Raw genomic sequence first — 25799 nt, 5'->3', positions numbered from 1 at the left:
CAGGCGTGTCAGGGCGCGATGCCCTGGCCACAACCTAAGTACCGCTCGCCGTCGATGCGTAGGGTGACCCGCGCCGGGAAGGGCTGGCCGCTCATGCTGTCGAAGCAGGCCCGCGCCTCCAGGCGCAGCTCGAAGGGCGTGTCGGCCCGGCCACTGGCCAGGATCATCCGCCCCTCGCCGTTATCCAGGGCGGTCACCCGGTAGGGCAGGGTCATCTTGCGCTCGCCGTCGTCCAGCACCAGGGTCGCCTCGGGCCGGTCGCTGGCCAGGTTGACCACCCAGCCCGGCTCATTGCCGCGGGCGTGGAACATGGTACCCGGCCGCTGGCGACGGGTGAGCACGTCCCGCGCCTGGTCGCAGATGCACTCGAGTCGCCCGGTGGCGCTCTCCACCATTGCCTGGTCTCCCTTGTTCCAGAAACTGAGCTCGCCCTGCTGGTAGCGCGCACCACTGGCCACCACCGCCGGCGGCAGCCGATAGGCGCCATGGGCGGACCACAGGCGCAGCTCCTCCTGGGTCGCCGCGGTGACCAGATCCTGGGCCGGCGTACAGCGCCAGGCGGTGAACGTCGCGGCATCGCCGGGGAAGAAAAGCGAGGGCATCAGCGGTGCCGTGGGCTGGGCTTTTGCCGCCTCCGGTGCGCGGGATACCCCGCTATCGCTGACCTCGGGGCGTGTCGCCGCACCGTCCGGGGTGACAGCGCAGCCGGCAAGCCACAGGGCCCCGCCCAGCAGGGCGAGGGAGCGGACGGCGGAAAGGGTGTAACGGGACATGGCGGCTCCTTGCGTGTCGGCGATCTTCTCCGGCAGCATACCAGCCACCCTGCCCCGGCGCGCTGGCACCCGGCTCAACGCTGGGCGTCAGCCATGGCGACGCCTCAGCTCCTGTGCCGCCTCGACCATGTTGGCCAGTGCCGGCTCCACCTCGGCCCAGCCACGGGTCTTGAGGCCGCAGTCCGGATTTACCCAGAGCCGCTCGACCGGGATGCGCTCGGCGGCCTTCTCCATCAGCGCCACCATCCAGGCCACCTCGGGGATGTTGGGCGAGTGGATGTCGTAGACGCCCGGGCCGATGGCGTTGGGGTAGGCGAAATCCTGGAAGGCGTCGAGCAGTTCCATCGCTGAGCGCGAGGTCTCGATGGTGATCACATCGGCGTCCAGGGCGGCAATCGACTCGATGATGTCGTTGAACTCCGCATAACACATGTGGGTGTGGATCTGGGTCTCGTCGCGCACCCCCGAGGCGGCCAGCTGGAAGCAGGCCACCGCCCAGTCGAGGTAGCCCTGCCACTCGGCACGGCGCAGCGGCAACCCCTCGCGCAGCGCCGGCTCGTCGATCTGGATGGCGCGGATGCCCGCTGTCTCGAGGTCGAGAACCTCGTCGCGCAGCGCCAAGGCGAGTTGCCGGCAGGTGGTCTCGCGAGGCTGGTCGTCGCGCACGAAGGACCACTGCAACAGGGTGACCGGCCCAGTGAGCATGCCCTTCATCGGCCGCTCGGTGAGCGACTGGGCATATTCGCTCCAGCGCACCGTCATCGCCGCTGGGCGCACTACGTCACCGAACAGGATCGGCGGCTTGACGCAGCGCGTTCCGTAACTCTGCACCCAGCCGAAGCGCGTGAAGGCGTAGCCATCGAGCTGCTCGCCGAAGTATTCCACCATGTCGTTGCGCTCGGGTTCGCCATGCACCAGCATGTCGAGGCCCAGCGCCTCCTGGCGGGCCACCACCCGGGCAATCTCCTCGCGCATCCGCGCCTCGTAGGCTTTGCGAGAGAGCTCACCGGCCTTGAAGGCGCGCCGCTCGGCGCGGATCTCCGCGGTCTGGGGGAAGGAGCCGATCGTGGTGGTGGGGAACAGCGGCAGCGCGAGATGGCGCTGCTGGGTCACGGCACGCTCGGCGAAGGGGGACCGGCGCCGGGTATCGGCGGCCGTGACCCCGGCCAGCCGCTCGGCCACCGCGGGGCGATGCAGGCGAGGCGCCTGGCGACGCGACTGCAGAGCCCGGCTGGCGGCCTCGACGCGATCCCGGTCGGCGGCGCTGGCGCGGCCATCCAGCAAGCGTGCCAGGGTCGCCGTCTCGTCGAGCTTCTGCCGGGCGAAGGCCAGCCAGCTGCTGAGCTCGGCATCCAGCGTGGTCTCCGCGGCCAGGTCCACCGGCACGTGCAGCAGCGAACAACTGGTGGCGACCCACAGCCGCTCGCCCAGGCGCATGCGCGCCGTGGCCAGGCGCTCGCGCCACAGCGCCAGGTCGGCCCGCCAGACGTTGCGCCCGTCGATGGCCCCCACCGAGAGCACCTTGTGGGGCAGCAGGCGATCCAGTACCGCGTCGAGCTGCGCCGGGGCACGCACCACATCGATGTGCAGACCCGCCACCGGCAGACCCACCGCCAGGGAGAGGTTGTCGCCCAGGCCACCAAAGGGGCTTGCCAGCAACAGTTTGACCGGGGCGGCCTGCAGCCGATGGTAGGCACGCTCGTAGGCCTGTCGCCAGGCCAGCGGCAGGTCCTGCACCAGCGCCGGCTCGTCGAGCTGGACCCACTCGACGCCCTGCCCGGCCAAGCGCTCCAGCACCTCGGCGTAGACATCGAGAACGCCGTCGAGCAGCGACAGCCGGTCGAAGCCCTCGCCGGCCTCGCCGCGCCCCTTGCCCAACCACAGCCAGGTCAGTGGACCGGTCAGCGCCACCTTGACCGGGTGGCCGGCGGCCCGAGCCTCGTCCACCTGGTCGAAGAGACGACGGCTGGCCAGGCGAAAGGTCTGGCCGGCGTGCAGCTCGGGGACCAGATAGTGATAGTTGGTATCGAAGTACTTGGTCATCTCGCAGGCGGCGGCCGGCTCGCCGTCGGGAGCCCGGCCCCGGGCCATGCGGAAGGCGGTGTCCAGCGACACATCGCCGCGTGCCACCTCCGCCTCGGCCCCGAAGCGCCCCGGCACCGCCCCCAGCAGCACCGAGACATCGAGCACCTGGTCGTAGAAGGCGAAGTCCCCCACCGTCACCAGATCGAGTCCGGCCTCGCGCTGGGCCGCCCAGTTCGCCAGGCGCAGGGCGCGTCCGGTGGCCTCCAGGGCCTCGCGGTCGCTGTCGCCTTGCCAGTAGGCTTCAGTGGCGCGCTTCAATTCGCGATCCGCGCCGATGCGCGGATAGCCGATGACATGAGCCAGCGTCATGATGACGTCCTTTCTGCATGAATGATGCCGGGAAGTCTCGCTGGCCAGTCGATGTGAATCAAACTAAACTTTCTAATCTTAAAGATGAATCAGGTTCACTCGAATGCTTGAACTCCGCCACCTGCGCACCCTGGTTGCCCTGCGCGATGCCGGCTCCCTGGTGGAAGCCGCCGAACGCGTGCATCTGACCCAGTCGGCGCTTTCCCACCAGATCAAGGACCTGGAGGAGCGCCTGGGCAGCCCGCTGTTCCTGCGCAAGACCCGCCCGGTGGAATTCACCCGGGCCGGCACGCGCCTGCTGACCCTGGCCGAGCAAGTGCTGCCGCTGGTACGCATGACCGAGCGCGACCTGGCGCGGCTGGCCGGCAACAAGCAGGGGCGGCTGCACATGGCCATCGAGTGCCACAGCTGCTTCCAGTGGCTGATGCCCACCATCGACCACTTCCGCAATCACTGGCCGGAGGTGGAAATCGACATTCCCGGCGGCCACCACTTCGACCCCCTGCCGGCGCTGGCCCGCGAACAGCTCGACCTGGTAATCACCGCCGACCCCCAACCGCTGCCCGGCATCCACTACGAGCCGCTGTTCCGCTATGAGGGCCTGCTGGCCGTGGCTCGCCAGCACCCCCTGGCGGGGCGCCCCTTCGTCACCCCCGAGGAACTGGCCGAGCAGACCCTGATCACCTATCCGGTGGAACATGCCCGGCTGGACGTTTTCACCCAGTTCCTTGACCCCGCCGGAGTGCGTCCGAAGGAGGTGCGCACCGCCGAGCTGACGATCATGATGATGCAGCTGGTGGCCAGCGGACGCGGCATCTGCGCCCTGCCCAACTGGGCCCTCACCGAGTACCTGGAGCGCGATTACGTCAAGGCCGTGGCCCTGGGCGAGAAGGGGGTATGGAGCACGCTGTTCGCGGCGATCCGCGAGGAGACCCGCGGCGCGCCCTGGATGGAGGACTTCCTGCGCACCGCCCGGGAGACCTCCTTCGCGGTGCTGGAAGGAATCAAGCCGGCGTAGCGTTGCGCCGCGGCAGCAGCAGGGTGAAACGCGCCCCGCCCAGCGTGGCGCTGGCATCCACCATCACGCTGCCGCCATGCCAGGCCATGACCTTCTGCACGATGGAGAGCCCCAGCCCGTAGCCGCCGGAGCGGCTGTCATCCAGGCGCGCGAAGGGCTTGAAGACCTCGCTGCGCGCCGCCACGGGAATGCCGGGGCCGTCGTCCTCCACCTCCAGGCGCACCCGCTGGGGTTCGCTCTGCAGGCGGATCACCACCCGGCTGCGGGCATGGCGGCAGGCATTGGCCACCAGGTTCTGCAGTGCCCGCTGCAGGTAGCGCGGCTCAGCCTGAACCTCCACATCCGGCCCCGCCTCGAGCTCGATGCGGATAGTGCGATGCAGCGGCCGCAGCGCCTCGATGACCCGCTCGGCCATGGCGCGGCAGTCGACCGGCGAGGTCTCGAGCTCGGCGCCATTGGCGGTCTCGCTGCCGAGTCGGGCATAGCTGAGCATTTCGTCGATCAGCTCGTCGAGCTCAGTGATGTCGCCATCGACGCCCTCCAGCTGCCGACGAATCGCCGGATCGTCGGTCATGTCCTCGACCATCTGCACCGCGAAGCGGATGCGCGCCACCGGGGTACGCAGCTCGTGGGAGACGGCGCGGATCATGTCCTGCTGGGCGCGCAGTAGCGACTGCACCTGGGCGGCCATGCCGTTGAAGGCCATCCCCAGGCGCCCCAGGAAGTCGCCGCTCTCGACCTTGACGCGGGTATCCAGCCGTCCGCCGGCGATGCGGGTCGCTGCCAGCTCCAGCCGCGCCATGCGCGCCTCCAGGCGGCGCATGATCAGGTAGATGATCGCCGCCAGCACGCCGAGCAGCAGCACCAGCAGCGGCAACGCCGCCGGCAGCGGCTCGAAGGCCTGCAGCGGGCCGATGGTCAGCCATCGAGTCTGCGGGGCGCTGCCGGGCAGCAGGCAGTACATCGCCATCGACCAACGCCCGGGCCGCAGCCGGATCACCACCTCCCCCGCGGCCAGGCGGGCCAATTGGCGGGCATCCAGCCCCTCGGGCGGGGACTCGCTCAGCTGCAGGGGCATGCTATCCCCGGCGACCCGCTCCAGCCGGGCCCGGCGCGTCTCGCCCGTGGTCTGGGCGAGCCACTCGGCGAGCAACTCAGCGAGCCCGCGCAGCTGCCGCTCGCTGAGACTCATCACGTCGACCTCCAGCAGATTCTCGCCCCTGGGCAGCCGGCGCAGCAGGCGCCAGCCGTGCGCGCCGCGGGGGAGGACTAGCACACGACCGCGCTCGAGGCGCGAACGTGAGAAGTAGTTCAGCGAGAGGTCATCGAGCGTTACCCGCCGCAGGGTCATGTCGAGCTGCTCGGCGCGGCTCGCCAACCACGCCTCGCGCTTGGCGTCGGGCAAGGAGTCGATCCAGGCAGTCAGCAGCCGCATGGGCGGCTCGACCAGCTGCTCGCGATAGTGTTCACGCCGCACCTGGTCGACCATGGCCAGCCCCAGCAGGGTCACGCCGAAGGTCAGCAGCAGCGCCACTGCCAGCAGCGCATAAATGCGCAGAAAGGAGCTGTCGGCCAGGGTCCGACGCATGGCTCAGCCATCCCTGACGAACAGGTAACCCTTGCTGCGCACCGTCTTGATCCGGTGTGGCTGGTTGGGATCGTCGCCGATCTTGGGGCGAATGCGCGAGACACGCACATCGATGGAGCGGTCCTGGCCGTCATACTTGATGCCGCGCAGGCGCTCGAAGATCTCCTCGCGGGTCAGCACCCGACCGGCGTTACTGGCCAGCAGCCAGAGCAGGTCGAACTCGGCACTGGTCAGGTCGACACGTTCGCCGTCCATGCAGGCCTCACGGGTGGTGTTGTCGATCACCAAGTCGGCGAAGGTCAGGCAGGTCTCCTCGCTGGCTTCGGCCGGCTCGGCGCGGCGCAGCAGGGCGCGCATGCGCGCCAGCAGCACCCGCGGCTGCACCGGCTTGGGCACATAGTCGTCGGCACCCATCTCCAGGCCCAGCACCTGGTCCATGTCGTCGGTGCGGGCGGTGAGCATCATGATCGGGCCAGGATATTCGCTGCGCACTCGGCGGCAGATCGACAGCCCATCCTCGCCCGGCAGCATTAGGTCAAGGATCACCAGCTCCGGCTGCAGGGCGAGGATACGCTCCACGCCGCGGGCACCGTCGGCCTCCACCGTGACCCGAAACCCGTTGGCCTCCAGATAGTCACGGGTCAGGTCAGCTAGCCGCTCGTCATCCTCGATGATCAGCACATGCTCCTGTTCCTGAGTTTGCAAGCTGTCGTCCATCCTCTGTTGTTCCATCCTGCCGGGCAGGTGAGCGGTCGCGAGGCTCCCGCGGTCGGGAGCCAACGCCAATGGCTAAAGGATACCCGAAATCCGGCACTCCGCCTGCCCGTTGCCACGCGGTGACAGGAGGTGGCTGCGCGACCCATCGATGGGGGTCTGGTGAAAGGCACCATTCTGCCCCCTGGATGGCCACAGCCGATCCACAGGTTGTCCACTTGAAGGAGTGCCAAAAGCACATTATCTTGTGCCTCGAACCGAAACGAACACTACATGCTGTGCTTTACCCACCGGCACCATGCCTGTCAACCGTCGCCCGCGAGGCGGCCATAGACTCACCCACATTCAACTCACCCATCAGGGACCCTCGGCGCCATGGATACCATTGTCACACCGGACGAGACGTCCGTTTCCGTCACCGCACCCAAGGCCCTGCGCGTCATCAAGCGCAACGGCGACGTCGTGGCCTTCGACGGTGACAAGATTGCTGTTGCCATGAGCAAGGCCTTCATCGCCGTGGAAGGCGACAACGCTGCCACCTCCTCGCGGGTGCGCGACTTCGTCCGCCAGTCCACCGAGAGCATCGAGCAGGCCTTCCTGCGCCGCATGCCCGATGGCGGCACCCTGCACATCGAGGACATCCAGGACCAGGTCGAGCTGGCGCTGATGCGCGCCGGCGAGCAACGGGTCGCCCGCGCCTACGTGCTCTACCGCGAGGCGCACGCCCGGGCGCGGGCCGCGGTCGGCGGAGACATCGTCAAGCCGCACCCCAGCCTCAACGTAACCCTCGCCGACGGCACCACCCGACCGCTGGACCTGGGCCGCATCGAGACCCTGGTGGCGGAGGCCTGCGCGGGGCTGGCCAACGTCGAGGCCGGCAAGATCGTCGACGACGCGCTGAAAAACCTCTACGACGGGGTTACCGTGGATGGCGTCTCCCAGGCGCTGATGATGACCGCCCGCACCCTGGTGGAGAAGGATCCCGACTACAGCTACGTCACCGCCCGCCTACTGCAGGACAACTTGCGCCGCGAGGCGCTCTCCTTCCTGGGCATCGCCGAGGAGGCCACCTACGCAGAGATGGCCGAGCTCTACGCGCCGGCCTTCAAGGCCTATATCGCCCGCGGCATCGAGTTCGAGCAGCTCGACCCGGCACTGGCCGAGTTCGACCTCGAGCGCCTGGCCGCGGCGCTGGACCATACCCGCGACAATGCCTTCACTTATCTCGGCCTGCAGACCCTCTACGACCGCTACTTCATCCACCGTGACGAGGTGCGCTACGAGCTGCCCCAGGTGATGTTCATGCGCGTCGCCATGGGCCTGGCGCTGAACGAGGATGAGCGCGAGGCGCGCGCCATCGAGTTCTACGAACTGCTCTCGAGCTTCGACTACATGGCCTCCACGCCGACCCTGTTCAACGCCGGCACCGTGCGCAGCCAGCTCTCCAGCTGTTACCTGACCAGCGTGCCCGATGAGCTCGACGGCATCTACAGCGCCATCCGCGACAACGCCCTGCTCTCCAAGTGGGCCGGCGGTCTAGGCAATGACTGGACGCCGGTGCGCGCGCTCGGCTCCTGGATCAAGGGCACCAACGGCAAGTCCCAGGGCGTCGTTCCCTTCCTCAAGGTGGTCAACGACACCGCCGTGGCGGTCAACCAATGCTTTGCGCCCGACACCTTGGTCCATACCGCTGAAGGCCCTCGCCCCATCGAATGGATCGAGGCCGGCGACCTGGTCCTGGGCATTTCCGGCACCTACCGCCAGGTCAAACAGCGGCATGTCTACAATCAGAGGGAGACGATGGTAGCGCTCGACATCAAGCATGCCATCGAGTCAGTGCGCGTCACCGCCGGTCATCCCTTCTATGCACTGCGCGGCGTACCCTTGGAGCAATCCGCAGAGCGCACGCTTGACTGGCTGCAGAAAGGCAAGGTATCCCCCGACTGGGTGGACGCGGGTCGCCTCCAGAAAGGGGACTATGTCGCCCAGGTCATTCCCACCGAAGTCGTCCCTGTCGACGGCTTAACGGCGGAAGATGCGCGCCTTTACGGTATCCTGCTGGGCGATGGTCATCTCTCGAAAGACGGCATGCAGTGGGGCGTGTCCGGCCACCCTGGTCGCGATTCTCATCTCGACTTCGTGCGTCACTACCTTGAAGACCGCGGCATCCACTTCTGGGAAACCTCGCGCAACGATCACTATGCCCAGATTCATTGGGCATCGGGTCATGGCGTTCGGCGAGATGCCACCACGGGAAGAATTGCCGGGGCCGGTGCTTCGACGCTTCCGTTCCGCCAGGACGATATCTACGACGCCCAGCATGACAAGCACATCAGCCGTCGCTTTGCTCATTTGCCGAAAGCCCAGACACTGGCCCTGATTCAGGGCCTGCTGGAAACCGACGGTGGCGTCTCGCAGGGCACGGAAATCTATTTTACCAGCACATCGCGTGCCCTGGCCGAAAGCCTGCGTTATCAACTCCTGCGCATCGGCATTCCCACGGCCGGACAGTACCGTGAGCGCGAACAGGCACATACGGGGCGTCGCGTCGATGGCAGCGAGATCCGCTTCGACGGCGTCTGCAAGGCCTATGACATTCGCGTACCCGCCGTTGCCGAGATTGCCGAATGGGTCGGCTGTCGCCCCCTTGTCAAGCGCAACTGGCTCACCTACAACGGCCATCTTTTCTCTCGCGTGCGCAGCGTGGACACCATCACGACGCTTCCGTTTGTTTATGATCTGGAAGTCGAAGGTGACGAGTCCTACATGACCACGGCAGGACTGGCGCACAACGGCGGCAAGCGCAAGGGGGCGGTCTGCGCCTACCTGGAGACCTGGCACCTGGATATCGAGGAGTTCCTAGAGCTGCGCAAGAACACCGGCGACGACCGCCGTCGCACCCACGACATGAACACCGCCAACTGGGTGCCTGACCTATTCATGAAGCGGGTCTTCGATGACGGCGAGTGGACGCTGTTCTCGCCCTCCACCTGCCCCGACCTCCACGACCTCTACGGCGCGGCCTTCGAGCAGCGCTACGCGGAGTACGAGGCGATGACCCGCACAGGCGAGCTCAAGCTCTACAAGCGCGTGCGCGCCAAGGACCTGTGGCGCAGAATGCTCTCGATGCTGTTCGAGACCGGCCACCCCTGGATCACCTTCAAGGACCCGTGCAACCTGAGAAGCCCGCAGCAGCACGCCGGCGTGGTTCACTCCTCGAACCTATGCACCGAGATCACCCTCAACACCAGCGCCGACGAGATCGCGGTGTGCAACCTGGGCTCGGTCAACCTGGCCCAGCACGTGGTCGACGGCAGACTCAACGGCGAGAAGCTCAAGAAGACCGTGCGCACCGCCGTGCGCATGCTCGACAACGTCATCGACATCAACTACTACGCGGTGCCCCAGGCCAAGCGCTCCAACGCCAAGCACCGGCCGGTGGGGCTCGGCATCATGGGCTTTCAGGACGCCCTCTACGCCCAAGACATCGCCTACGCCAGTGACGCGGCCGTCGAGTTCGCCGACCGCTCCATGGAGCTGGTCAGCTATCACGCCATCGAGGCGTCCAGCGATCTCGCCGCCGAGCGCGGCCGCTACGAGAGTTTCGAGGGTTCGCTGTGGAGCCAGGGCATCCTGCCCATCGACTCCATCCAGAAGCTCAGGATCGAACGTGGCGAGAAGTACATCGAGCTCGACGAGAGCGCCACCCAGGACTGGGACCGCCTGCGCGGCAAGATCGCCGGCCAGGGCATGCGCAACTCCAACGTGATGGCCATCGCCCCGACCGCCACCATCTCCAACATCTGTGGCGTGACCCAGTCCATCGAGCCGACCTACCAGAACCTCTTCGTCAAGTCGAACCTCTCCGGTGAGTTCACGGTGGTCAACGCGCCCATGGTCAACGACCTCAAGGCGCGTGGGCTGTGGGACGAGGTGATGATCAACGACCTCAAGTACTACGACGGCTCGGCCCAGCCCATCGACCGCATCCCGGACGACCTCAAGGCCAAGTACGCCACCGCCTTCGAGGTGGAGCCCAAGTGGCTGGTGGAGGCCGCCGCGCGGCGCCAGAAGTGGATCGACCAGGCCCAGTCGCTGAACCTCTACATCAAGGGGGTCTCCGGCAAGAAGCTCGACGTGACCTACCGCATGGCGTGGTTGCGCGGATTGAAGACGACCTATTACCTGCGGGCGCTGGGCGCCACCTCGGTGGAGAAGTCCACCGTCGACCGCGGCACCCTCAATGCCGTGAGCAATGGCGCTCCTGCGCCCCCGGCCAGCCCTGAACCGGCCGCCGAGCCCACCCGCCGCGATCCGCGCGGCGTGGAGGACTTCCTGCAGGGCAAGGGCGGCCAGCGCGCACCGAGTGCCGGCGAGATCGACGAGCTGGGCTGCGAGGCCTGCCAGTAAGCCCAACCAGACACGCATTGCCGCCGGTGAAGCGAGAGGCACCGGGGACAAGCCGAAGAGGAGGTCCTACGCCAGGGATGGCGTCGGTAGCGCCCAGGGATGGGTTCACAGCGCCTCCTCGCAGGCTTGCCGCCGGATGAGCCTCGAGCGATGAATCCATCTACGGCCCCCAATTAACTCGAGGTAAGTGACATGCTGAACTGGGACGAGTTCCACGAGGACGAGACAACCGTCGCCGAGCAACCCAAGCCGGCTCCCGCTCCGCAGCCCGCTGCCGAGCCCCAGGCCGACAACGCGGCCGTTGCCGAGAGCCATGGCAACTACCAAGCCGCCGAGGGCGAGCGCCTGGCGCGTGCCCGCCGGTCGCTTGAGGAGCTCGACGTGGCCGCCGGCCTCGAGGAGCTGGAGATGGGCGCGGCGCGCATCGAGGTCGACGACAAGCAGATGATCAATGCCCGCGCCGACCTCAACCAGCTGGTGCCCTTCAAGTATGAATGGGCCTGGCAGAAGTACCTGGACGGCAGCGCCAACCACTGGATGCCCCAGGAAGTGAACATGAACGCCGACATCGCGCTGTGGAAAAGCGCTGAGGGCCTCACCGCCGACGAGCGGCGCATCGTCGAGCGCAGCCTGGGCTACTTCTCCACCGCCGACTCGCTGGTGGCCAACAACCTGGTGCTGGCGCTCTACCGCCTGATCACCAACCCCGAGTGCCGCCAGTACCTGCTGCGTCAGGCCTTCGAGGAGGCGATCCACACCCACGCCTACCAGTACTGCGTGGAGTCGCTGGGCATGGACGAGGGCGAGGTCTTCAACATGTACCGCGAGGTGCCGTCCGTCGCCGCCAAGTCCGCCTGGAGCCTCAAGCATACCCAGTCGCTGGCCCGCCCCGACTTCAACACCGGCACCACCGAGACCGACCAGGAGCTGTTGCGCAACCTGATCGCCTTCTACTGCGTCACCGAGGGCATCTTCTTCTACTGCGGCTTCAGCCAGATCCTCTCCATGGGCCGGCGCAACAAGATGACCGGGGTGGCCGAGCAGTTCCAGTACATCCTGCGCGACGAATCCATGCACCTGAACTTCGGCGTGGACATGATCAACCAGATCAAGATCGAGAACCCGCACCTCTGGACGGCCGAGTTCCAGGACGAGGTCACCCAGATGATCCTCCAGGGCACCGAGCTCGAGATCGCCTACGCCCGCGACACCATGCCCCGCGGCGTGCTGGGCATGAACGCGGCGATCATGGAGGAGTACCTGCACTTCATCTGCAACCGCCGCCTGGCGCAGATCGGCCTGAAGGAGCAGTTCCCAGGCGCGCAGAACCCCTTCCCGTGGATGAGCGAGATCATCGACCTGCGCAAGGAGAAAAACTTCTTCGAGACCCGCGTCACCGAGTACCAGGTGGGCGGTGCGCTGAACTGGGACTGAGCGCGGCAAGCCCCTCTGGGGCACCCGAGCCCGCAATGGCCGATACCCCCGGGTATCGGCCATTTTCCTGTCCACTGAGTCTTCTTGCTACCCTCTCCCCCGCCGCCAGCCGAGTATCAGCAAGAGTCCCACCAGCATGCCCGCCAGGTGGGCAAAGCTCGCCACGCCCTGACGGGTGCCGGTGATGCCGAACCATAGCTCGATCGCACCGATCACGATCACGAAGTACTTGGCCTTCATGGGAATCGGCGGGATCAGCAGCAAAATGTACTCGTTGGGATAGCGCAAGCCGAAAGCCAGCAGAATAGCGTAGACGCCGCCGGAGGCACCAACCGTGGGGGCGAATTCGCCCATCGAGACCACCACCAGCTGCACCGCCCCTGCGCCCAGTACGCAGAGCACGTAGTAGGTCGCGAAGCGCTGGGCGCCCCACACGCGCTCCAGGGGGCTGCCGAACATCCACAGCACGAACATGTTGATCAACAGGTGAAACAGGCTGCCATGCAGGAAGGCGTAGCTCAGCAGCTGCCAGAGATGGAACTCGCCCATCGGCAGGCCGTCGGGGAGGGCGAGACCAGAGGGAGCCGCAGCGAGGGGCCAGAGCGCGAAATACTGAAACATCGCTTGCGGCATGACCAGTTCGACCAGGAAGGTCAGGCCATTGGCCAGCAGCAGCAGGCTGATCACCGATAGCCCCTGTGGCCGACCGACAGTGAATTGCTCGACATCTCGCCGCATGGATGCTCTCCCTGTAGATCATGATCTCCGCACAGCATGGACCCAGACAGGACCCGATGTCATAACGCTGGATATCCATGGCCGCCTCTGCGGATTGATCCCCGTCATGTGCTTGGAGGGTCCGGATTGCCCTGGATGGCCTTCTGGCGCTAGATTGAAGAAGAATAGCCATGTGGATGCCCATCAGGAAGAGATCGCCATGTACAAGCGCAAGAGTATCGTCACGCGTGTCTATGTACCGACCCGAGTAGAACACCGCCCAACGGCGAACGGGTGACGGTACCCGGCCACTACAAGGCTCCGCCGCCCCGGCGATAGCCTCCCCATGCAGCAGCCCATCATCGGCTATCACCGCGACGAGCAGGGTCACTGGGTGGCGGAGCTTATCTGCGGCCATCACCAGCACGTGCGCCATCAGCCACCCTGGACCGAGCGCCCCTGGGTAACCAGCGAGGCGGGCCGGCGCTCGCGACTCGGCCTGGCGCTCGAGTGCGTCAAGTGTGATCGGGGCGAGCCGCGGGACAACCCGGTCAACGACTAGACTGGAGATAGCCACCCACCGGAGGTCGACCCATGCCCGCATCCCGCCCGTCCCTGGCCGACTACCGAGACAAGCGCGACCCGCGGCGCACGCCCGAGCCCAGGGAGGAGGGCCGGGAGGGCGACCGGCCCTGCTTTGTGATCCAGCAACACGCCGCCTCCAGCCTGCACTACGATTTCCGCCTCGAGGTCGATGGCGTATTGAAGTCCTGGGCCGTACCCAAGGGGCCCTCCACCGATCCCCGCGACAAGCGCCTGGCGATTCCCACCGAGGATCATCCCCTGGCCTACGCCGACTTCGAAGGGGTGATCCCGGAGGGCGAGTATGGCGCCGGCACCGTGCTGATCTGGGATCGCGGCCACTACCGCCACCTCAAGGAGGGCGACAACCGGTCCTCAGTCGCCGAACAGCTCGAGGACGGCCATGTCAGCGTCTGGCTGGAGGGCACGAAGCTGCGCGGCGGCTATGCGCTGATCCGCACGCGGCTGGCGCAGGACGAGGGCTGGCTGCTGATGAAGATGGACGACGAGGCTGCCGATGCGAGGCGCAACCCCACCTCCACCGAACCACAATCCGTGGTGACGGGGCGCACCCTGAAGGAGATGGCTGCCAAGGAAGAAGACAAGCCGCAGTGACCGCCGCACGACGACTGAAATCGGCATTGACTCGCATGACGCTTTCCTCTTGACAGGGCCTCTCGATGCCGAGTCCGCTGACCTGGCCTGACGCTTGCATGCCCATGGTGAGGGCTCCATCGGTTAGAATGGGGCTCCCCACCGCCATTCGCAAGGAGTCGCCCTTGGCCATCGACCTGCTGCTCAATGCGCTGATCTTTCTCGCTGCCGCGGTGCTGATCGTGCCGCTCTTCAAGCGCCTGGGGCTCGGCGAGGTACTGGGTTATCTCGTCGCAGGGGTGGTCATCGGCCCCTCGGTGCTGGCTCTGGTGGGCGATGCCGAGGCAGTGCTGCAGTTCTCGCAGCTCGGCATCATCTTCCTGCTGTTCGTGATCGGCCTGGAGCTCAAGCCCTCGCGCCTGCGCGTGATGCGCAAGCCGGTGTTCGGCTTCGGTAGCCTGCAGGTGGCCATCACCACCACCGTGCTCTCGCTGGCCGCCTGGTGGCTGGGGCTCTCCCCCGCGGCGGCACTGGTGGTGGGCTTCAGCCTGGGGCTGTGTTCTACGCCGCTGGTGCTGCAGCTGCTCGGCGAGCGCAAGGAGCTGCAGACCCGCCACGGTCGCAACGCCTTCGCCCTGCTGCTGTTCCAGGACCTGGCCGCGATCCCGGTGCTGGCCCTGATTCCCATGCTGGCCACCGACAGCCTGCTGGCCGACGGACTGCCAGCGCTGCTCCGAGAGGTGTTGATGGCGCTCGGCGCCTTCCTCGGCCTGATCGTCGGCGGCCGCTACCTGCTGCGGCCGCTGTTCTACTATGCCGCGGCCACCCGCAGCCGCGAGGTGTTCGCCGGCACCGTGCTGCTGGTGGTGATCGGCGCCGCACTGCTGATGGAGCTGGCCGGGCTCTCCATGGCCCTGGGGGCCTTCATCGCCGGCGTGCTGCTCGCCGACTCAAACTACCGCCACAATATCGAGGCCGATATCGAACCCTACCGAGGCCTGCTGCTGGGGCTGTTCTTCATGGCCGTGGGCATGACGGCCGATATCGGCCTGCTCAGTGAAATGCCCCTGACCGTGCTCGGCCTGACCCTGGGGCTGGTGCTGATCAAGGCGCTGGCCATGCTGGTCGCCGCCAAGCGCTATGGCACCGGCTGGAAGGACGGACTCAACCTCGCGGTGCTGCTCTCCCAGGGCGGCGAGTTCGGCTTCGTGCTGCTCTCCGCCGCCGCCAGCGCCGCGCTGCTCGACCCGTCGCTGGTCAGCCTGCTGATACTCGTGATCTCGCTCTCCATGGCGACCACCCCGCTGCTCTTCCAGCTGCATGTGCGGGGCCTGCGGCGCCTTTTCACCTCCCCTGCCGCGAAGCGCGACTTTGACTCCCTGCCCGATGACGCCCCGCAGATTATCATCGCCGGGTTCGGCCGCTTCGGGCAGATCATGGCGCGCGCCCTGCAGGGGCTGAAGATCCCCTACACGGTGCTCGACATCAACGCCGACCAAGTCGAGGTGGTGCGCCGCTACGGCAACCAGGTCTACTACGGGGATGCCTCGCGCATCGACCTGCTCAAGGCTGCCGGGGCCGACCGGGCGCGAGTGCTGGTGGTGGCGGTGGGCGACCCTGAGGCCTCGATGCGCATCGTCGGCCAGGTGCGGCGCCAGTTTCCACACCTCGAACTCTATGCCCGGGCGCGCAACCGCCACCATGTCCACCTGCTGATGCGCACCGGCATCACCCACATCGTGCGTGAGCTGCTGCCCGCCAGCCTCGAGCTGACCCGCGATGTGCTGATCGGCCTGGGCATCCCCCGCGAGCAGGCCCAGCACACCATCGACACCTTCCGCCACCACGACGAGCAAGCGCTGCTGCGCCAGCTCGAGGTGTTCGGCAACGAGACGCAGCAGATCCAGACCATCCAGGAGGCCGCTCGAGAGCTCGAGGCGCTCTACGAGGCGGACGAGGACATCGCCACCCGGGTGGAGGAGATCCCCGAGGGGCAGCGCTGAGGCGCGATCAATCGATCGCCCACCACCCCGGCAGCCGGGCCCGCACCTCGCGGCGCGCAAAGCGGTCATCCATCAGCACCAGCGTGCCCTCGTCGCCGGGGCCGCGGATCACACGCCCCGCCGCTTGCACTACCTTGATCAGCCCGGGGATGCGATAGGCGTAGTCGTCGCCACACCCGAAACGCGCGGCCAGGCGTGCCTTGAGCGCCTCGTTGAAGGGATCGAAGGGTGGCAGCCCCAGGGTGGCGATGAAGGCGCCGATCAGCCGCTCGCCTGGTAGGTCGATGCCCTCGGCGAAAGCCCCGCCGAGTACCGCGAAGCCGATTCCCCGCCCGCCCGGTGCGAAGCCGGCCAGGAAGGCGTCGCGGGCCTCCTCGCGCATGCCGCGGGCCTGGGCGCGCACGGGAATCTGCGGATGGGCCGCCTGCAACCGTGCCAGAGCCGCCTCCAGGTAGGCGAAGCTGCTGAAGAAGGCCAGGTAGTGGCCTGGCCGGCGGCGGTACTGCCCGGCCAGTTCGGCGACGATGGGCGCAAGCGAGGCCTCCCGATCGCGCAGCCGGGTGGAGATGTCGGCGCGGATGCGCACCTCCAGCTGCTCGGCGGCGAACGGCGAAGCGACCTCGCGCCACACCGTATCGGCCGGCAGGCCCAGCAGGTCTTGGTGGTAGTGGGCGGGGCTCAGGGTCGCCGAGAACAGCACGGTCGAACGGGCCGCCGCGAAGCGTGGCGCCAGGAAGTCCGCCGGCACTAGGTTACGCAGCCCCAGCACCGCGCGCCCGCGGCCGTGGCGAGTCAGATCGCATAGCGAGTGTTCACCGAAAGTCGCCGCCAGGCGGGTGAAGGCCAGCGCCTCGAAGAGCAGCTCCTGGAGCGCCAGAGTGGCCTGGTCCGGGTGTTCGCCCAGATGCTCGGTGATGGCGCTGGCGAGCCCCTGCAGGGCGGCGACCATCCCCTCGGGCAGGCCATCGAGCACCCGGTAGGCCGGCCGGCCCGGCTCACCGGCCTCGCCCAGCCCTGCCTCCCGGACCAGGGCCTGCCACTGCCGGACCAGGCGTCCCAGGGGGCGCGCCAGGGCCTCGGGCGCCTCACGGCGCAGTCGGGCGAGGCGGCGCTGGTCGAGCTCAGCGCTGTACATGCCCCGGGCGCGTTCCACCAGGTTGTGCGCCTCGTCGACCAGTAGCCCCAGGCGCCAGCTGTTGGCCCGGGCGAGGCCATGCAGCAGGGCGTTGGCGTCGAACCAGTGGTTGACGTCGCCGACCACCACGTCGCACCAGCGCGCCAGCTCCTGCCCCAGGTAGTAGGGGCAGACGCCATGCTCGAGGGCCACCTCGCGCAACGCCTCGCGGTCGAGCCAGCCCTGGGCCACGGCGGCCTGGCGCGCCGCCGGCAGCCGGTCGTAGAAGCCCGCCGCCAGGGGGCAGGCCGCGCCGTGGCAGGCGCGGCCGGGATACTCGCAGGCCTTGTCCCGGGCGGTGAGCTCCAGCACCCGCAGCGGTGCGGGCGCGGCGTCCGCGTTCCCGGCGGCCCCCGCCCCGGCCCCGAGGACGGCCAGGGCATCCAGCGCCAGCCGGCGTCCCGGCGTCTTCATGGTCAAAAAGGCCACGCGGTCGAGTCCCTGGCGGGGCATGGCCTTGAGCAGCGGGAAGAGGGTGCCGAGGGTCTTGCCGATGCCGGTGGGGGCCTGGATCAGCAGGCAGCGGTCGGTGCTGGCGGCCTTGTAGACGCTCTCCGCCAGGTCGCGCTGGCCGGCGCGGAAGGCGTCGTGGGGAAAGGCGAGCTCGCCGAGGGCTTCGTCACGGCGCTGGCGATGCATCGCCTCCTGCTCGGCCCAGGCCAGGAAGCGACGACACTGGGACGCGAAGAAGGCCGAGAGCTCGCTGGCGCTCGCCTCGCGAGTCAGCAAGGTCTCGTGGCCGGTGGTGATGTCCAGGTAGACCAGCGCCAGGGTCAACGAGGTCAGGCCACGTTCGGCACACAGCAGCGCGCCATAGACGCTGACCTGCGCCCAGTGCAGGGCTCGCTGATTGGCGGCCATGCGCTCCAGGCGCCCGCGATGGGTCTTGATCTCCTCCAGGCGGTTGGACGCCGGGTCGAAGCCATCGGCCCGGCCGCCCACTGTCAGCCCCTCGAAGGAAGCGGAGAGCGGCAATTCGGCCTCGTATCCCTCGCCCCGCCGCCTTGCTACCAGGGCATGGCCGGCGATGCCCTCCCGGGCGCTGGGCGCCGGGGTGAAGCGGTGGTCCAGGTCCCCCTCCCGGGCGGTGAAGTCGCACAGCGTGCGCACCGTCACCCGATAGCGCAGCCCCTCGCTCATGCCTCGCCCGTCGCCCAGCGCACGTGGCAGACCACGACCGGCATGCCCCGGGCCTGGAAGAAAGCCAGCCAGCGCCGCTGGTTGTCCTGCAGCCGGTCGCCGGGGCCCTTCACCTCGATCAGCCGGTAGCGCGGCTCGCCCTGCGGCGCCTCGGGAAGGAACTGGATCAGGTCCGGCAGGCCGGCGCGGTTGGCCTTGAGGTCGCCGAGCAGCCGCTCGAAGCAGGCGCGCAGATCGGTGGCCGGCAGGCAGGCCAGTGCCCGTTCGAGCAGTACCTCATCGAGCGCCCCCCAATGCACGAAGGGCGAGGCCAGCCCCTGCTTCGCCCGCCAGGTGGCGCGGATCGCCTGGCGATAGCTGCCATCGTCGAGCCGGGCCAGGCAGGCCGCGAAGCGCTCGCGGCGACGGGCCACGAAGTCCTCTCGGTAGAGATCTGCTGGGCCGTGGTGAAAAGGGTGGAAGAAGGCGCCGGGCAGTGGCGAGAAGAGCGCCTCCCAGCACAGCAGCCCGAAGAGGCCGGTGAGCAGGGTGTTCTCCACGTAGTGCACCGGCGCCGCCTCGCCATGCAGGTGGTCGCGCACTACGGCCTCCACCGGGCCGGGCGGCAGGGTCAGGGTCCACTGCCGATATGCCGGGGCGCGGCGAGGCATCGGCGGGGCCAGGCCCAACCGGCGGCGCAGCCGTGGCACCAGCCGGCCCAGCGCCTGGGCTTCTTCCTCGCTGGCCGGGGCCGCGGCGAGGGGCTCGGCCAGGGCCAGGGCCGCGGCGTGCTCCCCGCGGCGCTCCTGCAGGCGCAGGTGGCGGATGCGCGCTTCGACGCTGCCGGTATGGCCCGTCTCCGGCCAGCCGGCAGCGGCATAGAGGGCCAGGGCCGACTCGCCCAACCCCTCGCGCTCCGCCTGGCGACCCAGCGCCACGCAGAGCCGCCGATGGCGCTCCGCCAGCCAGGCATTGTCGGCCAGTGGCGTGGGGAGCTCGGCCTGCAATACCGATACCGCCTCCCCGGCCTCGAGCCGCTCGCGCAGGCGGTGCAGCGCCAGGTAGGCATCCACCTCGGCGCGGCGCCGGAAGGCCCGGGAGTCGGCGGTGATCGCCACCCGTTCGAAGCGCTGCAAGCCGAGCTCGGTGAGCACGAACTCGGCCCAGTCCTGGCGCAGGTTGCCGAAGAACATCAGCCGCAGCCGCTCGCAGGTTGCCATCACGACGAGATGCACGACACTATCCGGCGCCGCGGGCCACCAGTCGGCGAGCGGGAGGGCCTTGGTAAGCCGCGGCGACAGCGCCTCGAACAGCACGGCCTTGCTGGTGGCAGCGGGCAACCCCGCGGCGGCGATCTCGCCGGCCAGGGCACGGCGCAGCTCGGCAAGGCGCAACTGACCGAAGAGCTCTGCCAGGTCGAGCGCGGGGGCGGCCTCGACCAGGCCCGCCTCGACCAGGGGCGCGAGCGCCGCCTCGGTGTCGCCGATCTCGGGATAGCGCAGGCGCGAGGTGCGAAAGTGCTCGCCCTTGCGCATCACCATGCGCACCAGCAGCGCCTGGGAGGCCTCGGGCAGGGCGGCGAAGTCCGCCAGGAAGCGGTGCTCGGCGGTGTTTAGCAGATCAGCGTGGCGCTCGGCCACCCACGCCAGCACGAAGCGGAAGTTCGCCAGGTAGTAGCGCGGGTCGTCCAGGGACGCGGTGACCGGGGCTGCGGCAGGAATACTGTTCATGCATCCATGGTATCAGGGCCGACACGACAACGGCATCTTGCGTTGGTCTCTTCGAGCTGCCAGCAGGGACGACGCGGGATCTCGCCATGACCACCTCAGCGCCGCTGTGCGGGGCGCAGCACCATACGCTCATCACGGATCTCGATGTCGAAGCGGTTAAGAAAGCTCATCCCCAGCAGCGCCGCGTCACCAGTGAGAGCGGGGCTGATCGAGCCGCGCACGCCGTGGGCCTCGTACCCGCCCAGGCTCACCGTCTCGAGGGTAGCCAGCTCGCCGCGCACGCGACCGTTGGCGGTATTGAACCAGGCGCTGCCGGTACTCTCGAGCCCCAGCCGCTCGGCCATGTCGGCCGGTACCGCGACATAGGTGGCGCCGGTATCGAGCAGGAACTCCACCGGCTGGTCGTTGATGCGCCCGGTGGCCACGAAGTGGCCGGCGCGATTGCGCTCCAGCACCAGCGGCTCGTCCGTGCCCGCCACACTGGCGAGATGGGCGTTGGGGTTGCGCTGCGCCTCCAGGTAGCCGTGAAGCCACCAGGCCCCGCCGCCCAGGAATAGCACCCAGAACAGCAGCATCATGCCCAGCCCCGCACGGCGCGTGGCGCGCTCCTCGCTCATGACCTTCCCTCCCGGCGTCTGCCCTTTGCGAGCATCATGCCACAGGGGGATTCCGCCCCGAAGCCGGGGCGTCCTGGCGAGGGTTGCGGATATCCCAATCACGGGCCGCCTGCTGGCCCCGGGCCTGGTCGACGAACAGGCAGACCAGGATGGCGATGACGAAGAGCACCGCGCAGAGCAGGATCGACCCCTTGAGCCCCACCAGCGACTGCAGCAGCCCCAGGCCGATGATGCCGATTACCCCGGCGAGCTTGTTGGCCAGCCCCCAGAAGCCGAAAAACTCGGCGGCCTTGCGGCTCGGCGAAAAGAGCCCCACCAGCGCGCGGCTGGCGGACTGGCTGGAGCCCAAGGAGAGCCCCGCCAGGCAACCCACCACCAGAAAGAGGTGCTGGGCCTGCCAGTCGAGCCCGAGACGGGCATGCAGCAAGGCGGTAACCTCCGGGGTGGCCCAGATGGCGAGTATCGCCGCGACCCAGAGCCCCAGGGTGAAGAGGTAGGTGACCCGGGTGCCGATACGGTCCTGGAGGAAGCCGAAGCCCAGGGCGCCTGCCGCCGCGGTGATCTGCACGATGATGAACATGAGGTTGCGCACCGACTCGTCCCAGCCGATCACCTGGGCGCCATAGATGAAGGCGAAGGCGATGATGATGTAGACGCCCGCCATGGAGAACAGCAGCGAGACCAGGAAGATCCCCAGGTCGCGAAAGCGCTTGAGCTCGTGCAGGGTCGTCGAGACGCGCTCCAGGGCGATCTCGCGGTAGGGCTTGCCGGGCGGCTGGGGCGTGCCGCGCTCCTTCACCCACAGGAAGGTGGGCACGGCGGCGACCAGGAAGAAACCGGCCGCGAAGGGCCCGACCCAGCGGACGCGCTCGAAGTTCTCCGCAGTGGCCTCGCCCAGCGCCACCAGCGAGAAGCCCGCGGCGAACAGCCCACCCACATAGCCCAGCGCCCAGCCGAAGCCGGAGATCTTGCCCAGGTCCTCCGGGGGGCCCAGGTCGGGCAGGAAGGCGGCGATGAAAGACTCGCTCATGGAGTAGGCGTAGTTGGCGATCACGATTAGTACCACGCCCAGCACCACGTAGCCCGGCGCCACGAAGTAGAGCATGGCGGTGGTGGCCACGGTGGCTAGGTAGCTGATGAACAGGAAACCTTTCTTCTCGGCCCGATAATCCATCACCGCCCCGCAGAGCGGCCCGGTGAGGACCACCAGCAGGTAGCTCACCGCCAGCGCCAGGCTCCACAGGAAGTTGGCCAGGCGGTAGCCATCGCCGCGGTCGCCGACGATCACCGTGGTAAACAGCTCGCCGAACACCACGGTAATGATCAGCAGGGTGTAGGCCTGGCCGGCGAAATCGAACATCGCCCAGCCCAGGATCTCCTTGCGCGAGGCGCGCGGTGTCGATGCCGCGGCGGCGGGGGTGAGGCTCATGGGCGCATCCTTGTGAGAGTCAGGCGCTCACGATAGCAGCCTCCCCTGCCCTAGACGAGATCGCGGGGAATGGTCTCGTCCCAGGTGCGCGCATAGATCCGGGTCTCCCCCTCCCAGGCGTCCAGGGTGGCCCGGATGCGGAAGTTGTCGTCGTCACTGGTCAGCAGGGTGCGGGTCAGAGTGCTGACCTCCCAGTCGCCGCGCTTGAAGCTGCGCTGCCACTCCGTCCAGCCGCTGACGCTATCGTAGCTGCCGTAGGCGTAAGCATAACGCTCAGTGACCCGAGCGGCGATCTCGAGGTCGATATCATCGATTCGGTAGCGACCCTCATCATTGATCACTTCCAGAGTGGTGCGATCCTGGGCCAGGTCACGGATCACCCGCCACGATTCCTGGCTGGGCTGCAGCAGGGTCTTGGCCAGGGGCGGCGCGCCTTCCGGCTCATCGAAGTCGGGCAGCGCGGCCTCCTCCGCAGGACGCGGCTCGCGTCGCGGCAGCAGCAGCCGGCTGGCGCCGGGCCATACGGTGATCCGCGCTGGCTGCGGCGCGGGCCAGGCCAGCGGCCAGTAGCTGGTGGAGAGCGCCAGGCGGATGGCATGACCCGCCGGGAACTGCTGGGCGATGTGCTTGAGGGGAATCCGAACCCGATAGCGCTGGCCGGGCTCCAGCGGCTCGGGGTGCTCGTCGCTGTCGCGGTGGGTCAGGTTGAGCAGCCCATAGGAGACGCGGGTGGCCTTGTCGTCCTCGGCAATGTCGGAAAGACGCAACGCCACCATGGCCACCGGCTGGTCGGCACAAAGCTCGAGTTCCACCACGGGCGATCCACAGATCTCCAGTGGCGCCGTCAGGCGCGCCGTCTGGAAGATCAGGCAGCCACCGTCCTCGTCGCGCTGATCGTGGGGCAGGTCCGGGGGCGCATTGTAGGAGCACCACTTGCCGGCATAGAGCCCCACCGAGAGGGGCGAGCGGATATCCAGCGTGGCGCCGTCGTCCTCTCCCGCCTCATCGTCCGGCACCAGGTCATGCCCCTCCGTGAGCCGCCAGGCCTCGGCCATGATGTTGGGGGACGGCCAGCTGGGCTCGGCGACCCAGCGCCCGGGGCGCTCGCCGTAGCGCGCCGAGGGCGGCATCGACTCCTGCATCCAGACACGCAGCATGGGCTCGTCCATGATCCCGGTATCGACGCCTTTGAGCCACTGGTCCCACCAGCGCAGCGACTCCTGCAGGAAACCGATGGCTGGTCCCGGCACGCCCAGATGCGGGTACTTGTGGGCCCAGGGCCCGACCAGCCCCTTGCGCGGCACCTCGAGCCCTTCCAGGACACGGAAGACGGCGTTGCAGTAGCCGTCGGCCCAGCCGCTGACGGCATACACCGGGCACTGGATGCGCGAGTAATCCTCGCATATCGAGCCGTGCTTCCAGTAGTCATCGCGGCGCTGGTGCTCGAGCCACTGGGCGAGCCACATGCCGCTGCCATCGAGGCGCTCGAGCCACATCTCCCGCCAGCGCTCGCCGACCAGCTCGGGGTCGGGGGGACAGGCATTGCCGTCGAACATGGTCGAGGCCCAGGACAGGTTATCGCCCAGCAGGCAGCCACCCATGTGGTGGATGTCGTCGGCGTAGCGGTCATCGGTGAAGCATAGCGTGATCACCGCCTTGAGCTGCGGGGGGCGCAGGGCGGCGATCTGCAGGCCGTTGAAGCCGCCCCAGGAGATGCCGATCATGCCGACATCACCGGTACACCAGGGCTGGGCCTCGAGCCACTCGAGGATGGCCACGCCGTCCTCGAGCTCGCTGGGCAGGTACTCGTCGGTGAGCACGCCGTCGGACTCGCCGGTACCGCGGATGTCGACCCGCACCCCGGCATAGCCATGGCCCGCCCAGTAGGGATGGGTCTGGACGTCGCGCTCGGCGGTGAGGTCGCGCTTGCGGTAGGGCAGGTACTCCAGTATCGCCGGCACGGGATGGCTCTCGGCATCCACCGGTCGCCAGATGCGCGCCGCCAACCGGCTGCCGTCGGGCAGCGGGATCCAGGTCTCCTCCTCCATGACGCGGCGGGGGAAGTCGTTGACGATACGCATGGTCGTGCTCTCCTTGTCCGTTGGAGCCCCGCTTATGGCCGGTGGCACCTCAGCCCTGGATATTATCGAACTCGAACGCCATGCGCGACGCCAGCCGCTCGTAGTTCTCGAGCAGTTGCTCGGCGCTGGACGCTCCCATCCAGATATGCGCCAGGGCATAGCTGTAGCTGTCCTGCTCGGGCAGCGACGACAGCCACTGCCCCTCCTCCACCTGGATATCCATTCTGGTGCCTGGAAAGTCGGCCTCTAGCGCGCGGACCTCCTGCGACGAGGGAACGCGGGTTACCTGGGCGTCGGAGAAGAACACCCGATAGAAGAACTTCGCGGCGATCGGGAAGGCACCTTCGCGATGCGGCATATCGGGGCGCCGGCCGAGTCCCAGGTCGATGGTCACCTGCTGGTTGCTGACCCCGTCGACCTTCTCGAAGAGGTCGCAGTGCGACTGGGAGATGCGGGTGTTGATCTCCAGCAGCCAGATGCGTCCCTGCACCTCGTCCCAGAAGTACTCGATGTTGAAGGCGGCATTGTCATAGCCGATATGGGTCATGATTCTGTCAGTGAGCTCAACCATGGACGCTTGGATGTCATCGGGAAGTCCCGACGGGTAGCGGTAGTGGAAGAAGCTCAGCACCTGGGGATAGCGCAGCGAATCGACGATACCGTAGCTGACCACTTCACCGTTGTAGACGTAGCCTTCCACGGTGCATTGCCAGCCGCCGATGATCTCCTCGGCCATGCAGAAATGTCCGTCCACCGCGGCGATTTCCGGCGGCAGCTGGGCCTGCTCTAGCACGCTATTGAAGGGGTCGGCGATCAGGCCGATGGCGGCACGCAGCTGCTCGATGGCCTGGTAGAAGTCCTCGGGGGTGTCGATGCGAAAGCCCAGCCGCGAGCCGGAGGACTTGATCGGCTTGATGAAGAAGGGAAAGTAGAGTCCCGCCTCGCCGATGTGGGTCATCGCCTCGTCATCGAAGGGATCGAAGGCGGCAAAGGCCGGGATATGATCGGGAATCACCTCACGCTGTACCCGGCGGCTCCAGTACTTGTGCTCACACTTGAGCAGGCTTTCCAGCGAGGTGGTCGTGGTACCGAAGCGTTCGCAGAGGATCGGCAGCATGGTCGAGACGGGGAAGTCCATGTAGCCGACGATGGCATCGATGGAGCCCTCGAAGGCCTCGAGCTGCGCCGTGGCCTCCCCCAGCATGGCGTCGATGTCGAATTCCTCGGTGTCATAGACCGCCTCGGGGGCGATCACCCCGTGGAATCGCCACTGCCCGGCACCGTGCAGCGTCTCGAGACGCTGCCGATTGAAGTCGTTAAGCCCTATCACGAAGATGTTGTTGACCTGGTCCATCATTCCACCTCTTGTTGCGCGCCGAACTCGACGCATCTGAGCAGCATAGTCCAGTGCGCGCGTTGAAA

At 67.7% G+C, this 25799-nt stretch carries 17 protein-coding genes; 6 read left to right on the top strand and 11 right to left on the bottom strand.

Annotated elements, in window-relative coordinates; genetic code table 11:
* Nucleotides 1-8: 8 nt before the first annotated feature.
* Together DFO68_RS08295 and metE are read right to left on the bottom strand one after the other, a co-directional pair.
* Nucleotides 9-773 carry an MliC family protein gene (locus DFO68_RS08295; RefSeq protein WP_133483194.1) on the bottom strand — a complete coding sequence of 255 codons (765 nt, stop codon included), beginning with the start codon at nucleotides 771-773 and terminating at the stop codon, nucleotides 9-11.
* 87 nt (nucleotides 774-860) lie between these two features.
* A complete protein-coding gene (metE, locus tag DFO68_RS08290; RefSeq protein ID WP_133483193.1) occupies nucleotides 861-3167 on the bottom strand; it encodes a 5-methyltetrahydropteroyltriglutamate--homocysteine S-methyltransferase in 2307 nt (768 codons plus the stop codon).
* Nucleotides 3168-3270: 103 nt separating this feature from the next.
* Between metE and DFO68_RS08285 the strand changes: the two genes are divergently transcribed.
* Nucleotides 3271-4185, top strand: a complete 915-nt coding sequence (locus tag DFO68_RS08285) for a LysR family transcriptional regulator (protein ID WP_133483192.1) — start codon at nucleotides 3271-3273, stop codon at nucleotides 4183-4185.
* On the opposite strand, the gene DFO68_RS08280 is transcribed toward DFO68_RS08285, so the two are convergent.
* Together DFO68_RS08280 and DFO68_RS08275 are read right to left on the bottom strand one after the other, a co-directional pair.
* Nucleotides 4172-5773 carry an ATP-binding protein gene (locus DFO68_RS08280; RefSeq protein WP_133483191.1) on the bottom strand — a complete coding sequence of 534 codons (1602 nt, stop codon included), beginning with the start codon at nucleotides 5771-5773 and terminating at the stop codon, nucleotides 4172-4174. The genes DFO68_RS08285 and DFO68_RS08280 overlap by 14 nt on opposite strands.
* Nucleotides 5774-5776: 3 nt before the next feature.
* A complete protein-coding gene (locus DFO68_RS08275; protein ID WP_208107383.1) occupies nucleotides 5777-6490 on the bottom strand; it encodes a winged helix-turn-helix domain-containing protein in 714 nt (237 codons plus the stop codon).
* A gap of 372 nt (nucleotides 6491-6862) precedes the next feature.
* Here DFO68_RS08275 and DFO68_RS15810 point away from each other — a divergent pair, with 372 nt between their 5' ends.
* Both DFO68_RS15810 and DFO68_RS08265 read left to right on the top strand, forming a co-directional pair.
* Nucleotides 6863-10897: a ribonucleoside-diphosphate reductase subunit alpha gene (locus tag DFO68_RS15810; protein ID WP_133483190.1), complete on the top strand. Its 4035-nt coding sequence runs from the start codon at nucleotides 6863-6865 to the stop codon at nucleotides 10895-10897.
* A 192-nt stretch (nucleotides 10898-11089) separates the two neighbouring features.
* Nucleotides 11090-12331: a ribonucleotide-diphosphate reductase subunit beta gene (locus DFO68_RS08265; protein ID WP_133483189.1), complete on the top strand. Its 1242-nt coding sequence runs from the start codon at nucleotides 11090-11092 to the stop codon at nucleotides 12329-12331.
* An 87-nt stretch (nucleotides 12332-12418) separates the two neighbouring features.
* Here DFO68_RS08265 and DFO68_RS08260 read toward each other — a convergent pair whose 3' ends face one another.
* Nucleotides 12419-13069, bottom strand: coding sequence for a rhomboid family intramembrane serine protease (locus DFO68_RS08260; protein WP_133483188.1), 651 nt, complete (start codon nucleotides 13067-13069; stop codon nucleotides 12419-12421).
* 325 nt (nucleotides 13070-13394) lie between these two features.
* Between DFO68_RS08260 and DFO68_RS08255 the strand changes: the two genes are divergently transcribed.
* The 3 genes from DFO68_RS08255 (at nucleotide 13395) to DFO68_RS08245 (ending at nucleotide 16227) form a co-directional block, all read left to right on the top strand.
* Nucleotides 13395-13610 carry a DUF3565 domain-containing protein gene (locus DFO68_RS08255; RefSeq protein WP_133483187.1) on the top strand — a complete coding sequence of 72 codons (216 nt, stop codon included), beginning with the start codon at nucleotides 13395-13397 and terminating at the stop codon, nucleotides 13608-13610.
* Between the two features lie 32 nt (nucleotides 13611-13642).
* Entirely contained in the window at nucleotides 13643-14245 is a 603-nt protein-coding gene (locus tag DFO68_RS08250; protein ID WP_133483186.1) for a DNA polymerase ligase N-terminal domain-containing protein, read from the top strand.
* A 164-nt stretch (nucleotides 14246-14409) separates the two neighbouring features.
* The gene (locus tag DFO68_RS08245) at nucleotides 14410-16227 is read left to right on the top strand and encodes a monovalent cation:proton antiporter-2 (CPA2) family protein (RefSeq protein WP_133483185.1); all 1818 of its coding nucleotides are present in this window, start codon (nucleotides 14410-14412) and stop codon (nucleotides 16225-16227) included.
* Nucleotides 16228-16234: 7 nt separating this feature from the next.
* On the opposite strand, the gene DFO68_RS08240 is transcribed toward DFO68_RS08245, so the two are convergent.
* From DFO68_RS08240 to DFO68_RS08215, 6 genes are all read right to left on the bottom strand, one after another.
* Entirely contained in the window at nucleotides 16235-18541 is a 2307-nt protein-coding gene (locus DFO68_RS08240; protein WP_133483184.1) for an ATP-dependent DNA helicase, read from the bottom strand.
* On the bottom strand, nucleotides 18538-20250 hold the full coding sequence (locus DFO68_RS08235; protein ID WP_133483183.1) for a VRR-NUC domain-containing protein: 1713 nt from the start codon (nucleotides 20248-20250) through the stop codon (nucleotides 18538-18540). Before DFO68_RS08235 ends, DFO68_RS08240 begins: the two co-directional genes overlap by 4 nt.
* 95 nt (nucleotides 20251-20345) lie before the next feature.
* Nucleotides 20346-20867, bottom strand: coding sequence for a retropepsin-like aspartic protease family protein (locus DFO68_RS08230; protein ID WP_133483182.1), 522 nt, complete (start codon nucleotides 20865-20867; stop codon nucleotides 20346-20348).
* A 34-nt stretch (nucleotides 20868-20901) separates the two neighbouring features.
* Nucleotides 20902-22296, bottom strand: coding sequence for an MFS transporter (locus DFO68_RS08225; protein WP_133483181.1), 1395 nt, complete (start codon nucleotides 22294-22296; stop codon nucleotides 20902-20904).
* A 50-nt stretch (nucleotides 22297-22346) separates the two neighbouring features.
* Nucleotides 22347-24377 carry a CocE/NonD family hydrolase gene (locus DFO68_RS08220; RefSeq protein ID WP_133483180.1) on the bottom strand — a complete coding sequence of 677 codons (2031 nt, stop codon included), beginning with the start codon at nucleotides 24375-24377 and terminating at the stop codon, nucleotides 22347-22349.
* Nucleotides 24378-24426: 49 nt separating this feature from the next.
* On the bottom strand, nucleotides 24427-25734 hold the full coding sequence (locus DFO68_RS08215; protein WP_243726469.1) for an ATP-grasp domain-containing protein: 1308 nt from the start codon (nucleotides 25732-25734) through the stop codon (nucleotides 24427-24429).
* Nucleotides 25735-25799: the final 65 nt, after the last annotated feature.

The sequence above is a fragment of the Halomonas ventosae genome (assembly GCF_004361885.1).
Taxonomy (GTDB): domain Bacteria; phylum Pseudomonadota; class Gammaproteobacteria; order Pseudomonadales; family Halomonadaceae; genus Halomonas; species Halomonas ventosae_C.
Note: the sequence above shows the minus strand (reverse complement) of the source record. Positions and strands in the feature narration are given on the sequence as shown.

Bases quoted from the DNA above. Each gene is read 5' to 3' on its own strand.
- DFO68_RS08230 (WP_133483182.1), bottom strand. From the start codon at position 20,867: ATGAGCGAGGAGCGCGCCACGCGCCGTGCGGGGCTGGGCATGATGCTG.
- DFO68_RS08225 (WP_133483181.1), bottom strand. From the start codon at position 22,296: ATGAGCCTCACCCCCGCCGCCGCGGCATCGACACCGCGCGCCTCGCGC.
- DFO68_RS08250 (WP_133483186.1), top strand. From the start codon at position 13,643: ATGCCCGCATCCCGCCCGTCCCTGGCCGACTACCGAGACAAGCGCGAC.
- DFO68_RS15810 (WP_133483190.1), top strand. From the start codon at position 6,863: ATGGATACCATTGTCACACCGGACGAGACGTCCGTTTCCGTCACCGCA.
- DFO68_RS08265 (WP_133483189.1), top strand. From the start codon at position 11,090: ATGCTGAACTGGGACGAGTTCCACGAGGACGAGACAACCGTCGCCGAG.
- metE (WP_133483193.1), bottom strand. From the start codon at position 3,167: ATGACGCTGGCTCATGTCATCGGCTATCCGCGCATCGGCGCGGATCGC.
- DFO68_RS08260 (WP_133483188.1), bottom strand. From the start codon at position 13,069: ATGCGGCGAGATGTCGAGCAATTCACTGTCGGTCGGCCACAGGGGCTA.
- DFO68_RS08235 (WP_133483183.1), bottom strand. From the start codon at position 20,250: ATGAACAGTATTCCTGCCGCAGCCCCGGTCACCGCGTCCCTGGACGAC.
- DFO68_RS08220 (WP_133483180.1), bottom strand. From the start codon at position 24,377: ATGCGTATCGTCAACGACTTCCCCCGCCGCGTCATGGAGGAGGAGACC.
- DFO68_RS08255 (WP_133483187.1), top strand. From the start codon at position 13,395: ATGCAGCAGCCCATCATCGGCTATCACCGCGACGAGCAGGGTCACTGG.
- DFO68_RS08275 (WP_208107383.1), bottom strand. From the start codon at position 6,490: ATGGACGACAGCTTGCAAACTCAGGAACAGGAGCATGTGCTGATCATC.
- DFO68_RS08285 (WP_133483192.1), top strand. From the start codon at position 3,271: ATGCTTGAACTCCGCCACCTGCGCACCCTGGTTGCCCTGCGCGATGCC.
- DFO68_RS08215 (WP_243726469.1), bottom strand. From the start codon at position 25,734: ATGATGGACCAGGTCAACAACATCTTCGTGATAGGGCTTAACGACTTC.
- DFO68_RS08280 (WP_133483191.1), bottom strand. From the start codon at position 5,773: ATGCGTCGGACCCTGGCCGACAGCTCCTTTCTGCGCATTTATGCGCTG.
- DFO68_RS08240 (WP_133483184.1), bottom strand. From the start codon at position 18,541: ATGAGCGAGGGGCTGCGCTATCGGGTGACGGTGCGCACGCTGTGCGAC.
- DFO68_RS08295 (WP_133483194.1), bottom strand. From the start codon at position 773: ATGTCCCGTTACACCCTTTCCGCCGTCCGCTCCCTCGCCCTGCTGGGC.